This is a genomic window from Methanococcus mangrovi (assembly GCF_054506835.1).
Genome location: NZ_CP197114.1, coordinates 59,826 through 74,610, shown reverse-complemented (window position 1 = coordinate 74,610; position 14,785 = coordinate 59,826). Strand labels below are relative to the sequence as shown.

The following is a 14,785-nucleotide window of genomic DNA, read 5'->3' as shown; positions in this document are numbered from 1 at the left end:
GAGGATTGAAATCATGGAATTACCAGCAAATGTTCAAAATCAGTTAATGCAATTCCAACAACTCCAGCAACAGTTACAGATGATAATGTACCAAAAACAGCAGTTTGAAACACAATTAAAGGAAATGGAAAAAGCCATTGAAGAAATGGAAAAATCCGATTCTGAAGAAGTGTTCAAAATGGCTGGAGGAATCCTCATTAAAAGAAACAAGGCTGAAGTAAAAGAAGAATTAAGCGAAAGGGTAGAAACACTCCAGTTAAGAGTAACTACTTTTGAAAAACAGGAAGAAAAAATGCAGAAAAGATACACCGAATTACAGGAAAATCTCCAAAAAGTAATCGGACAAGGACAGTAATTTAATAATTTTTACTACTCTCTTTTTTAGGTCTGTTTATGAAGAAAAAAATTGAAATATTAAAAGATTTTCTAAAAAATGATGATATATTATTTCTATGTCACCATAACGCAGACCCTGATGCAGTTGGTGCTGCAATCGGTTTAAAACAGCTTGCAAACAGCTTTTCTAAGAAAAAATCAAAAGAAAAAAATTTAAAAGTATCTGCAGATTCAGTAAGCAAACTCTCAAGATCAATTTTAAATGAATTAAACGAAGAAATTGAAATCATCGAGTATCCAAAATTACCTAAAACCGTTTTTTTAGTTGATACTTCTTCGATAAATCAAGTAACTGTAAATTCTGAAGAATTAGGTAATTCAGATGTTATTTTAATAGACCATCACAAAAAAACCAGCCTTATAGATTTTTGCAAATTTTATATTGTGGATGAAGAATCAACTTCAACTTGCGAAATTGTTGCAAATTTATTTAGGGAAATGAAAATCTATCCTCCAAAAAATATTAGGATAGGACTTTTGTGCGGTATTTTATATGATACAAAACATTTGAAAATTGCAAAAGAATCCACATTTAATATAATATCTTGGTTAATGAAAGACATTTCTTTTCAAAAAGTACTTTATCTCTTAAGCCAGGAAAGTGACCCGAGCAAAAGAATTGCACATTTGAAAGCATGCAGTAGGATGGAATTAATGGAACTTAATGGATATACTATTGCAATATCCAATGCAAGTTCTCATGAAGCGTCTTGTGCAAAAACAATTGTTAGTATTGGTGCAGATATTGCATTCGTTGTTGCGGCAAGAAAAAGGGAAAGGGAAATTAGAATAAGTGTAAGATCACGAAAATCACTTTCAAAAAAAGTCCACATGGGAGCACTAATGGAAAACGTTGCCAAGCTTTTAGGTGGACAGGGCGGCGGACATGCTGAAGCTGCGGGATTAAATGCCCCATGGGATAAGGAAAAAACAAAAGAAGAAGCAATTGATTCTGTTCTTTCTGTATGTATTAAATCTCTTGAAGAAGAATTAAGTGGTGTAAAAAATGTCTGAAAAAAGCCTTGAAAAAAGTGAAATTTTTGATTCATACTTTAAAAATTTAAGTGATAGGGAAAGGGCCGTTTTTGAAGGTGGAATTTCACTTGGAGCACTTTTCCACCAGTTTGTTGGAACTCCAGTTAGTGAAAAAACTAAAAAAAGTTTAGAAATTGCAATGTCTGAGTCATTGAAAAATCAGCCATTTATTGAAGATGTTTCTGTAAATATTGTTGGTGAAATTGAAGATGGAAAATACGTTTCATTAACAGGTGAAATGCTCGATGTATCACTAACAGTAAAAACAAAAGAAAACCGTGCTTTTTTAAGGTTAAAATACATCAAAGAACTCGATTATCCGCTAATGTACGTTGAAAAAATTTAAAGGTGAAAAAATGAAAGTTGCAGTTCCAATGGACATGGATACAATTTCAGATGTTGATTTTGCAAAATATTTTTTAATATTTAAAATCGAAGAAAAAGAAGTCGTTGATACAAAAACCCTGTTAAATCTTGAAGAAATGCTAAAAGAAAAACCAAATGCGATTATTGTTAACAAACGCGAAAAATTTAATGGAAAAATGGAAAGTTTCTTTTGTGAACAAAACGATGTTGACGTTTGTATTTTAGAATTTATTGAAGAAAAGTTAGAAAAAATTGAATAATTAATTTTCTATTTTTTTGGTTAATATCCAAGTAATTTTATACCGTATCCATCTTCCCAAGACCTAACATCCTCTCCTGCAAGCATATCTATTATTGATGGATAACCATCTGCTTCTTCATAGTACAGGTTGTAATCACTTCCCAAAACATACATTGTACCATCTGCTTTTGGTGGTGTTATGTAATTTATACCAACTGTTTTTGATAATGGGTTAACGTCTGAAGTTGGTTCTGTTGCAGCATACTTTCGAACACGGAAGTTATCAAAATACATATCGTAAATTAATCCGAGTAAATCCCCTGATGACGTACCGAGTTCAAAATGGGATCCGTACTTTGTAAGCTTGGTTTCTGAAACCATCCAGCCAGGTTCATCTTCATTCACGTAATCATCAAGCGTGTAATATTTTGCCTGAACATCGTCATCCAATACCTCTAATTTAACCCTGTACCAGTTACCTTCGGTAGGCCAATTAAATAAATCCGAGTCTACACGTGTCCTGAGCACATTATAATAATCGACAGGATATTCTTCAGAAAGTCCAAAAGAAGGAAGAAAAACTTTTAAATCCCATTCTAAATTATTTCCTGTAACCGTAAGTAATGCTCCGTATGCACCACCCAAATCAACTGCATAAAATGCATCGGGGTGAGTAGTGGTTTTTGCCAAATACTGGGGGTTTGCAAAAAATCCGAGCATCGTGTATGGCGGATTAATTTCAATCCCGTGGAATGCAAAGTAACCCATTGTATCAACTTCAACAACGTAATCACTTAAACTCATGTTACCCACAGATATCATCCGAGCTACAGCAGGTGCATTTTGACAGGTTACAACATGAGTATTGTACAAACCATCTGAAAATATGTTTGAACTGGAATCATATTCCCAGTTTCCCCTGTAAATATTCCATTTTGATTCTATTGGGTTAGTACTCTCGAAACCATCAAACATTTCAAATACTAAATTTCCGTTGCTTTCTGAAATTTTTGGATATGTTGATATAATACTGATTGTTGTATCTTTTTTAGGCAAACTTGGAACTTTTAACCATACTATTGAGGTTCTATCATTGTCAGTATCGCTATAATCCCAAAGTTCAATCCAGTACGGTACATAGTTCCCATTTTCATCGTAAAACCTGAGTCCTTCCCCGGTTGGTTCTACGGAATAATCAAAATTATCATTATCAAAAACTACCCTTACTTGAAAATCTGTCAATTCTTTTGCATTTGAATTGGTTATAACTATTTCCCCAACATACGTTGGTTTTACATAGTGATAAGCATCCAGTACTGTTTTTACTGTTGAATACTGGAATGAAGAAATATTTTCTTCTTTAACTACGCCTTTGTTTCCCTGAATTTTATAATACAGGTCATAATCTATTTTAAACGTAAATCCATCAACCATCGTGATATTGGTTATGTTAAACCTGTAATCTGTAGTATAACCTAACTTAGAATATTCTTCACTCACATTTTTCATGTAGTCTTCTGCAATAATAGTTTCTGTTCCATTTTTTAAATAAAATAAAGTGTCATTTGTAGAACTAAAAAAAGGATCATTAGAAGGATTGCTGTTATAATTATCTATCACTTTTAACTCTGCGTCATTTAATACTCTGTTAAACACCGTTGGAAGAGAGCTCTCGATCACGTGTTCCATGGAAGAAGATTTTAAATCTATTGAAGAGGCCTCTATTTCGGTTAAAACCTGATTTTTCTGTAAATCCAACGTATTATACGTTAGCGTAGCTGTCAACAATAATAGTAATACAAGAGTAGTAGTGCTTTGAGAAAGATACATAAATACCACCTTAGCTGCCGTATACTTTTAAAGAGACTTTTACGGGCTTACTGTTATTAAAGTAATAAATCGCTTTTTTGTAATCTCCTGAAACGCTTTGGTAGGCCTGTAATTCCGAAGTTTCTGGACCTAATATTGTAATACTACCGCCGTCATTCCATGCTACCCCATACCAACCTTCAGATCTGTTCATAACTACTACAGATGATACAATTATAATATCCTGATTAAGTTGGTCTCCTTCACTGAATACCACTTCATCGCCGACCAAAAATTCGTAATTTTTAAACTGCAACCTATTATTCAATATAGACTGTGCAGTCGAATTTTCATTATTATTTAGTAAAAGCAGAACTGTTTCAGCAGTTCCATCAGCAATTATTGCTTTTAACTGGTAAGACGCCTTATCGTGCAGGATATCAGATTTTATAACATCCTGATAAGCGCCAGAGTGTTCCACGAGTGATGTCGTAAAAAATGCCATTCCAATCGTAAGAATAACTATTGCAATGACTAAATCACTATCAAATATCATTTAAACACCTTAATCGTTCATATTAATAACACATGACACATTGTATTGCTTTAATTTTAAAACATATATCGTGGATTCTTCATCGTAATTTAAATTTAAATCTACGTTTGTAACAGGATTTGTGCTTAAAAGTTTTATCTCATTTGGTTCATAATATTCCCAGTTGTGAGTTGAAATAACCTTTTCAAAATCTGTACCCACATAACTTGTATCAAGCGAAATTTCATATGGCACCCCGTTTACTAAAAATAAAGCCGTTGTTGAAACATCTGATTTTGCAGTTATGCTCGATACTGTTGAAGGTCTTCTTGTAGCAAAGTACATTATTTCTCCTGAACTGATGTTTTCGGTTACAGATTTTGAATTTGAATACCTCCAGGTTTTTTCAGGCAGGTATAACTTTCTCGTCTTTACATAGGTATTTGAAGCTACATCATAACTGTAATTTACTGCAACTAAATTCACATTTGATATTAGATAACTTGGAATCCCCGTAAAGTGGTATCCAGTAAGATTTATCGCATTTGGTCCAGCATTATACCCTAAATTTTCGTTAACATCAACCAAAATATTTGGAGAATATTTTCTAACCTTAATATTATCAAACCAGTATTCTTCGTTGTGACTGCCCTGTGCAGTTCCAATAAGTATATACTTTCGAGTACCTGATGAATCTTCAATTCTACATACTGTACCATACATTGAATCTAAATTATAATTTGGATTAGTATCTCCCAAATAACCGTTAAACAACTCCCAAAGCGATGCTTTACATATCTTATCCATATCTCCAATACCATTACTATCTTCTTGTTCAAGGATTAATTTTTCATAGTACCAAACATTGTCACTTGTAAATATTGTTGAGAGTTTCTCGTCTTCATCCCCATTTCTACAGATTGCAAAAACTTGGTAGCAACCGTTGAAAGAGTTATAATATAAATTACCTGCGGAATTTGAATAAAATCCAATCATTGTATCGGGGCTATCTGCACTTCCACCCGTAGCTCCGGTGTGCCCCTTAACAGCAGCATCTATAATATAAACATCCTCATCAACCACATTTAATGGATCCTCTGAAACTGCCCTTCGGTATTCTTCACTACTTGCTTCAAGGTGCGCAACATGGTTAGTTCCAGAGTTTTCGTTGTAATATGGAAGTTCGGAATCCTCTATGATTTCCCAGGACCCACTTATATCATCCCAGTTACTGTCAGATATCCAAAAATCGTACTCAAAATCATCGAAGAATATAAACGTATCATCCCCGTTACTGGAGTACGAACCTGTTTGATTCCTTTTCATTAGTATTGGTATTGTTTCCGTTTGGGGAAGGCTTTTTACATTCACCCAGATTCTTGCTTCTTTATTGTACTCCCATGTTTCAATCCAGTAGTGAAGTTGAGTATTTCCCTGCCAAAAACTAAGTCCTGTACCATCTGTTGAATAATCAAAATTGAAATTTGACGGATTCAGTGTTACAAGTACCTGAAAATCTGATAAATCCTGTGTACTTGGGTTAGTGATATTTATTTCATAATACCATGATTCGTTGTATACGTACTTCTTTTCATTTATTGCATAAGGGTCAAATGTACCAGGAATTGTTTCTAAACCGGAATATCTATTAGAAATAGAATTTAAAAACCTTAAATAATCTGGAACATAAGATTGTGAAGGAAATTCATGCATTTTAAATAATGTATCAGAAATAAGGTTTGCTTTTTCGAACTGTTCTAATTCGTGCTTTTGGTCTTGGGTAGTAAGGTTTACGTGTGTAAATGTAAAATAACCCATATAAAATACTGCAACAAATAATATTACAACTGCAACAGCTTCATACGTAAATATATAACCCCTTTTGGAGCATAACTTTGATTTTAAAGTCATTTTATCACTTTGATTATCAAAACGGTTGAACATAAAATAAATATTAAAATATTTGTATTAACGGACACAGGAACTTTTAATGGTTCAGAAATTGTTATATCGTTTACAACATAATAAGGACTTGAGTTCTCAGTTTTCCAGATATTTGCTTCCACCCGAAATTCATTTGCCCCATTTATAAGGTAATTTGTAATATCTACTCCATTTTCTGATTTTTTATATGCTCCAGAACCAATATTAAACATGTCCTTTGAATATTCATGGATAAAGTTTCCATTTACAAAAATTTTAACGTACATTCCTTCCTGAATATTTCCATAGTGAACGTAACTCAAATTATATGTATAATTTTCTACTTTATTGATATTAAATGTTTCAGTTATGGACTGTTCATTAACATTTAAACTACAAGGTTCAAGAGAACAGCAGTGCACTGAAGAAACCAGCAAAAAAATGGATAACATCAAAAAAAGATTATTGTATAGAGATTTGTAATTCTTTCGTAACATAAAACTCCCCAAAAGAAATATTTACCACATTTGAAGGAATGGAATTCACAGAATTATTGAGATTATCACTTGTAATGTTAACAAATTCACCATCATCACCCGATTCTGGTCGAAATATAATGTGTGTGGTATTATTAACAGGTATTGTTTTATTTGAAAGCATTATTGTATAGTTCAAATCCCCGATTGGCTCAAACGTAGTATTTATAGTTACATCTTTTGAATATGCAGTGATTGCATAATTTTCAAAATTATCGAGTATCGCATGCCCCCGTTCAGCAGTTTCTGAATCTTTAAAAGATTTTGCAATGTTTAAAACACTCTGACCAGTAAATGCAAAAATCAATAAAAGAAACAGCATTGCCAATATAAAATCAAAAGAAACCTGTCCTTTACGTGAGGCTAACTTGAACATAATCATCCATCCTTGTTAAAGTAACTGTTACGATTTTCAATGAAGTAATATTGTAACTAAATGAACTGCTTCCTAACGTATTTTTTAAAGCTACAGTCGTATTTGTTGAAACATTGTACCCGTCCCCAGATAATGAAACCGTATGGTTATCAAATTCCCATTTTGAAATTGGAGACTTAACATACACAAGTTTTGATGAACCCTTGTCGGATGCAGCAAGCAGTTCAATATTATTCTTAACTTTAGAAAGTGCAGCATGGGCCAAACTTGCCGAAGATAATTCTACGGTCTTATTAAGTCCAAAAATTCCTGGAGTCATTGTGGATACGACAACTGCGACAAGAAGTGCCAAAAATAATACAATAAATTCTACTGAAACCTGTCCTTTTGACATTTTAACATTCCTCAAAAATTAAAGATAGGTAAATTTAAAGCATCCAGATATCTTTTGTATTTTCTTCATTATCAGCGTACCAGTACATACTGTATGAAAAATCCACTTCTTTATTAGATGATGTGGTATAAACCATTGCTGGTATATCTGCCGTTTTATAAAAGCCAGGACCTAAATCGAGAACTGGAACAAGCGTACTATCGAGGATGGTTGATCCATAACTGTTTAATTCATTGTGGCCAACTACCCAGTCAGTGTACGAGTTTATCCAGGTATTTACAGAATATTTACTGATAAATTTATCACAATTACTGTAATCTTTCAATAAAATCGGTGCAGGCAGCACGATACTCAAAACATCAGTATCATTTTTAAACACAGAGCCCCTTACATAGAGTTTAAAGTTATCGAGTTTTATTCCCTGTTTTTTAGATGCAGGAATTATTTCAGCTAAATCGAGGACTTTCGTTTTAGGATATACTGCAGGACCTGATATTTCCATTGTCCTAACTATTTCGTCACTGTCCTCGTCATCTTCATCATCTTCTTTTACAGTCAATGTATCTGATCTTGTAGTGTACATTTTGATTTTTGCCGTTGTATAAGGAGGTATCCAAAAACCTTCCTGACCATTTAATTCTGATTTTGGAGTAATATCCACAATAACAGCATCAGTAGGTTCGTCATCTTCATCGTCATCTTCACCGTTTGTTAATACCGTGAAACTTTTTGACGACTTTAAATCCTTATTAATGTATTCAATTTCCTCAGGGATTGTCACAAATATAGAATAGGGGTAAGTATTTGTAATTTCCCCCGTCAAACTCCAGTATGTATCCACAGTCGCAACTGTGTCTTCAGAGTGGACGTTTGGAATTATGGCTACTAAAAACAAAAAAATAGTTAAGTATTTTAGTTTAGGTGTTTTCATCAGTTACCACCTGCTGCTTTTACAATGAATAAGTCCTCACTGTTTACTGCAACTAAGTTTGAAACTTTTTCTGATGGAACTGCAACTATTAATAAGTAATTTACATTTTCGTCAAATATTTGAGTGTTATCTTCAATTTTATTAAGTTTTTCACCATAGCTTCCAAATTTCTCGATAACTGTTGCAGTATCTAATTTATCGGCAGCAGTTGCGTGAAGTACCCCTGGTAAATTACTGAGGCTGTATGAAATTGATGAAGTACTTTCAACTGTTGATTCACTTCCTTCGTCATTTACAACATTTGATACTGATCTTTCTTCACTGTAACCAATACCTGGAAGAATTACGTACGATGAGGAAATTACCGCATAAGCAATTGGTGCTTCAGGCGTATTTTTGTCATATACTAATATTGAATCTCCTGAAAGCGGTATTTTACCACACTGTTTTGAAGAGACTACAACTGTAAGTTTATTTAAATTTGATACAGGAGATACAGTAAATTCTTTTAACTGCATTATTCCCATTGAATTAGTAAGTTCTAAAACGTCATCTTTTGTCATGAAGTATTCCTGACCAGACATTTGAACATAGAAATAAGAATCTCCAGAAGATATTGTTTTTTCAAGGGACCTTTCGAGAATTTCTTTAACTTCTTCTTCCACATTTGATTGTTTAAACAATTCATCAACTTCTGCAGTTGAATTTGCAGCATTTATTTTTCTTTCAAGTTCATTCGCTTTTATACTACTTCCGTAATATTCGCCATACATATTCTTAATCTGATTTATGGCCAGCGTCTTATACTGCTTTATTTCTAAGTACTTTTGAGCGTCATCCAAAATACGCTCTATATTATCCCCATCCTGACTTTGCTGTATTTTGATTACATAAGCTATTTTCTGAGGATCGTTTGGATATTCAAAGAACAATTTATCTATCGTATCGATTGCAACTGCCCTATTATTTTCTAATTCCTCAATTTCCCTGTTTTTTGCAGTGAAATAAATATTATAAACCTCAAAAATCACAATAACCGAAACCACAATAACAAGTGCCATTCTAAGTTGTTTCGGAGGTATCCTAGAAGATTTTTTCGATTTAGTTTTCAAACTCTTCAATTTACCACTATACTCTTCAGCAGGCATAAACTCCCTCCTTCCAGAATTCATAACAATGAAATAATAAATGTGGATATTAAATATATTGTCAAGGTCTTTTAAATATATTGTCTATTGTGTTTTAAATTTTTGTAATGATATTAACCCGACCAAGATATCGTAAAGTTATATTTTGATGTATCTATCTCCTGAGAATCAATAACGTAATTTCTTATAAAATCTCGAGTACCGTTTGGAACTGGTGTCGTATTTGTAATATAAATTGTTATATTTACATATTTATTATCTTCCTCATCCCAGGTCATCCCTGCATAAATAAGAGTTTCGTCAAGTCCAGTTCCATTATATCCAGAATTTACAAGCGAAACCGCAGTTTTTGCACCCAAATCGATTTTATCAAGTTCTCTTGATGCTTCATTAAATGAAGATGTTAAAAAATATGTAATCGTTATTGTAGATATTAAAAGTATGGAAAGGACGATTATTGAGAATTCAAAAGATATTTGGCCCTTTTTAGAACGTTTAAACATCTTATCCCACCAGATAATTTATAACTCCCAAATTCAATGCAATAATTACGAAGTAAGCTGCAAGAACAAACGGAACAAAGGGGTACGTTGTTAATACATTTAATTCCCCACCAATTTTACCTTCACTTTGCAATTTATTTAATACTTCTAAATTTTCATTCGAAAGACCTTCACCATCAGTCATTAAAGATTTTCCTTCAATTTTACCCATTTCTACATAAACCATGTGCTTAAACCGTTTCAAAATATTTGCATTTTCAACAGTTACGTCACCATTTTCTTTTATGGTGATAATATCTCTAATAATATCCCCTTCTTTTAACTCACTTACCTGTTTTTTTGAAGAAATTTCAGCACCAGTTAATGCATAAATTATCAGGGAAATTAATGAAAGCTGTCCAATATATCCAAAAAATGAAACAAGTACATTTTCAGACACAAAATACGATGGATTAATCAGATAAAAACCGATTAAATAAATCGGCGAGAAATAACCAATCTTCTTAGAAATAACTCGGTATTTTGGAATTTTTCGCGAAATAATTATTGATAAAATCACGTAAATCCAAAGTATTATTGTCGCATTTCCAATAGAATATATTTTTGTAAGTGAAACTATTATTCCAACAACCATTGCAAGATACGCAGAAGATGGAATGATGTCCTTCCAGTAATTTTTTAATATTTTAGTCATTGGGAAAATTGCTGCAAACAATGCGCTTAAACCTATCAATATTAAAATATTTTTCGGGACAAAATATATAGTTTCTGATGCAAAAATTGGAGAGAGTGCAGTAAACAATTTAACATCTCCGCCACCCATGCCGACCCCGAGAATTAAACACAAAATTAACGTTGTAAAAAACGATGTTATCGCATCAAAACCAAACAGATAATACCCGATTGGCAAATTAACAATCAACATTAAGATAATTACAAAATGAGGGATTATTCGTTCCCGAATATCTGTTACTGTCGCAGTTAATATCAGCAAAAAATTAAATAAATAAACTCCAAGAATTAAATTATCGAATCCAAACATGCTCTTTTCCGCCCCTACATTTAAACTGAGTTATCTTTTCCAAGTTTTTCTTCAACCCGTCTTTTAATACTCAATAATATATCGCGATTATCAATATATTCAACCGAATCATTGATTTTCTTATCTTTGGTAAGTTCTGTAATCTCTTTTAAAACTTCTGATGCAATTTCTGGTTTATGAATCCAGTTGCATTTCATACAGCTCCAGATTAAAGAGCCGTCTTTTCGTTTAACAAATTCGCCCAAATCTTCATCTTCACAAGGGTAAAACGGGCAGTAACACCAAAGACACGATTGATTTTCATAGTGGCAGGGATAATATTCACAATCACGATTTGCCCCACAAACTGAAAGAACCTTTTTTAAGTGGTCTTTTGCTAAATCTATCATATATGCACCATTTTCATTTATCGAATGAAATATATAGTAATTTAATCTATTTATTGTTTTATATGTGCCAGAGGTGAATTAATGAAAGACCTGATAGCTCTTGCAGAGGAAATTAAGGACGAAAAATTAAAAAAACAGGTTATTGACTTTATAAATGACCCGACCCCAAAACATCCCGAAATTGAAAGTACCGGAATAACAATCGAAAACTCCCCGGCAAGCGTTAAAAGACATCACAAATATCCCGGCGGATTAATTGAACACACGATTGCAGTTACAAAAATGGCTGTAAAAATGGCAGAAGCCCTCGAAGAATCGTATGGGATTGAATTAAATCGCGATTTATTAATTTCAGGCGGAATACTTCACGACATTATGAAACCGCAAAATTACCAGTTAAAAGACGGAAAATTCGACCATCTTTCAGATTTTCACCTTGACCACCTAACACTTGGAATTTCAGAACTTTACAGAAGAGATTTTCCACTCGAAGTTATAAAAGTTGTAGCAAGCCACCACGGAGACCACGGCCCAGTAAGTCCAGATTCAATTGAAGCATGGTTAATTCATCATGCAGACAATGTAGATGCTGCAATTAATGATATAGGAATTAGAATATGTCAGGCACGAGCAAGAGAGTTTGGAATCGATGATTCACAAATTTATAAAATAGTTAACCCATTAAAACTATATGAAATGCGTAAAAAATTAGGAAAAGAAAAAGTAAAAGAATTTTTAAAGGAAAAATTAGAAATAAAGGATGAATAATTAAATTATCTTGGTATTGACTTTTTTAGACCGTCCAATCCAAATAAAAACAAATATATATTATTTTTTAGATATAAATTTGGGTCATTAAAAATAATGATATGGTGGTTAACAGCATGTTTGACGTTAAAAAGGTAATTTTACTCGGTTTAGTGGTAAGTTTGGTCGCATTTTCAGGTTGCACCGAAGAACAGGCATCTACTGGAAATTCAATGACTATGAAAGATGGTATCTTAGTTGTTGGAACAGACCCTACATTCCCCCCATTTGAAGAAAAAAATGCAGATGGTGAACTCGTAGGCTTTGATATTGATTTGATGAAGGCGCTTGGAGAAAAAATGGGCTTAGAAATACAGTTTGTTGAACAGCCCTTTGATGGCATTATTCCTGCATTAAAAGCAGAAAAATTCGACTGTATTATCTCCGCAGTTACAATTACTGATGATAGGGCAAAAGAAGTTGCTTTCACAAATTCATACTTTGATGCAGCACAGGTTATCGCTGTATTAATTGATGACAACAGTGTACAAAGTGTAGATGATTTAGCAGGAAAAGTTGTTGCAGCACAGCTTGGAACAACCGGAGAATACGAAGCTCAACACTACGCTGAAGAATTAGGATTTGAAATAAAATCATACGAAGTAATGGCTGATGCATTTATCGACATGGAAAATGGAAGAGTTAACGCGGTTGTTACAGATGACGGTGTTGCTCAAAGATTCCTCGATACAAAACCTGGTGCTTACAAAGTTGTTGGTGAACCAATGACTTCTGAAAGTTATGGACTTGCAACAAACTTGGGTAACCAAGAATTATTAGATGCACTCAATACTGCATTAAAAGAAGTAAAAGAAGATGGTACATACGATGAAATATATGCAAAATGGTTTGATAATTAAAACCATTTTTTCTATTTTTCGTTTCAATAAAATTTAAATAAGATATAAAGTTTTTATTTTGTATAATGTTAAGGTGAACATGGTATGGTTCAGTCGATCTTGTCTCAGTTTAATTTAGAGCTATTTTTTAAGATAATTCCCCAATTAATTGATGGTTCAGTGCTGACCATCAAAATAACTGTTTTTTCGATAATTATCGGATTAATTTTAGGAACAATTCTTGGAATGGGAAGAATATCTCACAATATTATTTACCGGTACATCTCTTCGTTTTATATTGAATTTGTAAGGGGAACTCCACTTTTAGTTCAAATAATGATAATTTATTTCGGGCTCCCGTCATTTGGAATAAATTTAAGTGCGTATACTGCCGGTATTTTGGCCCTTGGTTTAAACAGCGGTGCCTATGTTGGAGAAATCATAAAAGCAGGTATACTTTCGGTTCACGTTGGACAGATGGAAGCTGCAAGAAGTTTGGGGATGAATTACACACAATCAATGAGGTACATAATATTACCACAGGCATTTAGAAACGTTCTTCCTGCAATTGGAAACGAATTCATTTTACTGTTAAAAGACTCGTCATTACTATCTGTAATTGCAATTGTGGAATTGACAAGAGTTGGAAAACAGATATACAGCAGTACATACAATGCTTGGACTCCTCTCTTGGGAGTTGCTTTATTTTACTTAATCATTACCCTTCCGTTGAGTAAATTAGTACAATATATTGAAAACAGGTGGAAAGTTGATAGAAATAGTTAATGTCCACAAAAAATTTAAAGATGCCCATGTTTTAAAAGGAGTAGATTTAAAAGTAGCTAAAGGAGAAGTTTTAGTAATCGTTGGCCCAAGCGGTAGCGGAAAATCTACACTTCTCAGATGCATTAACGGACTTGAAAAAGCTACCGAAGGACATATTTACTTTGAAGGAAACGATATAACTGATAAAAAAGTTAATATTAATAAAATAAGGCAAAAAATCGGAATGGTATTCCAGCAATTTAATTTATTCCCGCATTTAACGGTTTTGGATAACATCACATTTGCCCCAAGAAAAGTCTTGAAAATTCCAAAAAATGAAGCCGAAACCCTTGCAAGAGAACTATTAAAAAAGGTAGGTTTGGAAGGAAAAGAAAATCAATACCCGATACAGCTTTCAGGTGGACAGCAGCAAAGAGTTGCAATTGCGCGAGCTCTTGCAATGAAACCTGATGCAATGTTATTTGATGAACCGACATCCGCACTTGACCCTGAACTTGTAAAAGAAGTACTCGATGTAATGAAACAGCTCGCATACGAAGGAATGACCATGGTTGTCGTAACTCACGAAATGGGTTTTGCAAAAGAAGTCGGCGACAGGCTTATTTTTATTGATGATGGGCAGATTTTAGAGGATGGAAACCCTGCAGAGATATTTAGTAATCCACAACATGAAAGAACGAAAAATTTCTTTGGAAAAATTCTTTCACACAATTAAAAACTTAAAAATAA

General features: G+C 33.2%; 19 protein-coding genes. 8 read left to right on the top strand and 11 right to left on the bottom strand.

Annotation, left to right across the window (positions count from 1 at the left end):
- Positions 1-13: 13 nt before the first annotated feature.
- Genes ACS5L2_RS00390 through ACS5L2_RS00375 form a run of 4 tightly spaced genes read left to right on the top strand, consistent with a single transcriptional unit; the run spans position 14 to position 2,057 of the window.
- Positions 14-355 (top strand): prefoldin subunit beta, encoded by a 342-nt coding sequence (locus ACS5L2_RS00390; RefSeq protein WP_459201793.1) that lies wholly within the window; start codon positions 14-16, stop codon positions 353-355.
- 38 nt (positions 356-393) lie between these two features.
- Complete coding sequence (locus ACS5L2_RS00385; RefSeq protein WP_459201792.1) at positions 394-1,410, top strand: DHH family phosphoesterase; 1,017 nt, start codon at positions 394-396, stop codon at positions 1,408-1,410.
- Positions 1,403-1,777 carry a dihydroneopterin aldolase family protein gene (locus tag ACS5L2_RS00380; protein ID WP_459201791.1) on the top strand — a complete coding sequence of 125 codons (375 nt, stop codon included), beginning with the start codon at positions 1,403-1,405 and terminating at the stop codon, positions 1,775-1,777. Before ACS5L2_RS00385 ends, ACS5L2_RS00380 begins: the two co-directional genes overlap by 8 nt.
- A gap of 10 nt (positions 1,778-1,787) precedes the next feature.
- Complete coding sequence (locus ACS5L2_RS00375) at positions 1,788-2,057, top strand: NifB/NifX family molybdenum-iron cluster-binding protein (protein ID WP_459201790.1); 270 nt, start codon at positions 1,788-1,790, stop codon at positions 2,055-2,057.
- Positions 2,058-2,077: 20 nt separating this feature from the next.
- Here the strand turns inward: ACS5L2_RS00375 and ACS5L2_RS00370 are convergent, their stop codons facing one another.
- The 11 genes from ACS5L2_RS00370 to ACS5L2_RS00320 form a co-directional block, all read right to left on the bottom strand.
- Entirely contained in the window at positions 2,078-3,868 is a 1,791-nt protein-coding gene (locus ACS5L2_RS00370; protein ID WP_459201789.1) for a DUF2341 domain-containing protein, read from the bottom strand.
- A gap of 10 nt (positions 3,869-3,878) precedes the next feature.
- Positions 3,879-4,403, bottom strand: coding sequence for a hypothetical protein (locus tag ACS5L2_RS00365; RefSeq protein ID WP_459201788.1), 525 nt, complete (start codon positions 4,401-4,403; stop codon positions 3,879-3,881).
- A 9-nt stretch (positions 4,404-4,412) separates the two neighbouring features.
- Positions 4,413-6,293: a DUF2341 domain-containing protein gene (locus tag ACS5L2_RS00360; protein WP_459201787.1), complete on the bottom strand. Its 1,881-nt coding sequence runs from the start codon at positions 6,291-6,293 to the stop codon at positions 4,413-4,415.
- Entirely contained in the window at positions 6,290-6,802 is a 513-nt protein-coding gene (locus ACS5L2_RS00355) for a hypothetical protein (protein ID WP_459201786.1), read from the bottom strand. The genes ACS5L2_RS00360 and ACS5L2_RS00355 overlap by 4 nt, the downstream gene beginning before the upstream one ends.
- Positions 6,768-7,217, bottom strand: a complete 450-nt coding sequence (locus ACS5L2_RS00350; protein WP_459201785.1) for a hypothetical protein — start codon at positions 7,215-7,217, stop codon at positions 6,768-6,770. The genes ACS5L2_RS00355 and ACS5L2_RS00350 overlap by 35 nt, the downstream gene beginning before the upstream one ends.
- Positions 7,195-7,611: a class III signal peptide-containing protein gene (locus ACS5L2_RS00345; RefSeq protein WP_459201784.1), complete on the bottom strand. Its 417-nt coding sequence runs from the start codon at positions 7,609-7,611 to the stop codon at positions 7,195-7,197. Before ACS5L2_RS00345 ends, ACS5L2_RS00350 begins: the two co-directional genes overlap by 23 nt.
- Positions 7,612-7,645: 34 nt before the next feature.
- A complete protein-coding gene (locus tag ACS5L2_RS00340) occupies positions 7,646-8,542 on the bottom strand; it encodes a hypothetical protein (protein ID WP_459201783.1) in 897 nt (298 codons plus the stop codon).
- On the bottom strand, positions 8,542-9,690 hold the full coding sequence (locus ACS5L2_RS00335) for a DUF515 domain-containing protein (protein WP_459201782.1): 1,149 nt from the start codon (positions 9,688-9,690) through the stop codon (positions 8,542-8,544). Before ACS5L2_RS00335 ends, ACS5L2_RS00340 begins: the two co-directional genes overlap by 1 nt.
- A 113-nt stretch (positions 9,691-9,803) precedes the next feature.
- A complete protein-coding gene (locus ACS5L2_RS00330; protein WP_459201781.1) occupies positions 9,804-10,193 on the bottom strand; it encodes a class III signal peptide-containing protein in 390 nt (129 codons plus the stop codon).
- A gap of 1 nt (position 10,194) precedes the next feature.
- Positions 10,195-11,235: an A24 family peptidase C-terminal domain-containing protein gene (locus ACS5L2_RS00325; protein ID WP_459201780.1), complete on the bottom strand. Its 1,041-nt coding sequence runs from the start codon at positions 11,233-11,235 to the stop codon at positions 10,195-10,197.
- Between the two features lie 20 nt (positions 11,236-11,255).
- Positions 11,256-11,624, bottom strand: a complete 369-nt coding sequence (locus ACS5L2_RS00320; protein ID WP_459201779.1) for a cysteine-rich small domain-containing protein — start codon at positions 11,622-11,624, stop codon at positions 11,256-11,258.
- Between the two features lie 81 nt (positions 11,625-11,705).
- Between ACS5L2_RS00320 and ACS5L2_RS00315 the strand changes: the two genes are divergently transcribed.
- From ACS5L2_RS00315 to ACS5L2_RS00300, 4 genes are all read left to right on the top strand, one after another.
- Positions 11,706-12,392 carry an HDIG domain-containing metalloprotein gene (locus tag ACS5L2_RS00315; RefSeq protein WP_459201778.1) on the top strand — a complete coding sequence of 229 codons (687 nt, stop codon included), beginning with the start codon at positions 11,706-11,708 and terminating at the stop codon, positions 12,390-12,392.
- Between the two features lie 116 nt (positions 12,393-12,508).
- Positions 12,509-13,291 carry a basic amino acid ABC transporter substrate-binding protein gene (locus ACS5L2_RS00310; protein WP_459201777.1) on the top strand — a complete coding sequence of 261 codons (783 nt, stop codon included), beginning with the start codon at positions 12,509-12,511 and terminating at the stop codon, positions 13,289-13,291.
- Positions 13,292-13,375: 84 nt separating this feature from the next.
- Positions 13,376-14,056, top strand: coding sequence for an amino acid ABC transporter permease (locus tag ACS5L2_RS00305; protein WP_459201776.1), 681 nt, complete (start codon positions 13,376-13,378; stop codon positions 14,054-14,056).
- Complete coding sequence (locus ACS5L2_RS00300; RefSeq protein WP_459201775.1) at positions 14,040-14,771, top strand: amino acid ABC transporter ATP-binding protein; 732 nt, start codon at positions 14,040-14,042, stop codon at positions 14,769-14,771. The genes ACS5L2_RS00305 and ACS5L2_RS00300 overlap by 17 nt, the downstream gene beginning before the upstream one ends.
- The last annotated feature ends 14 nt before the right edge of the window (positions 14,772-14,785 follow it).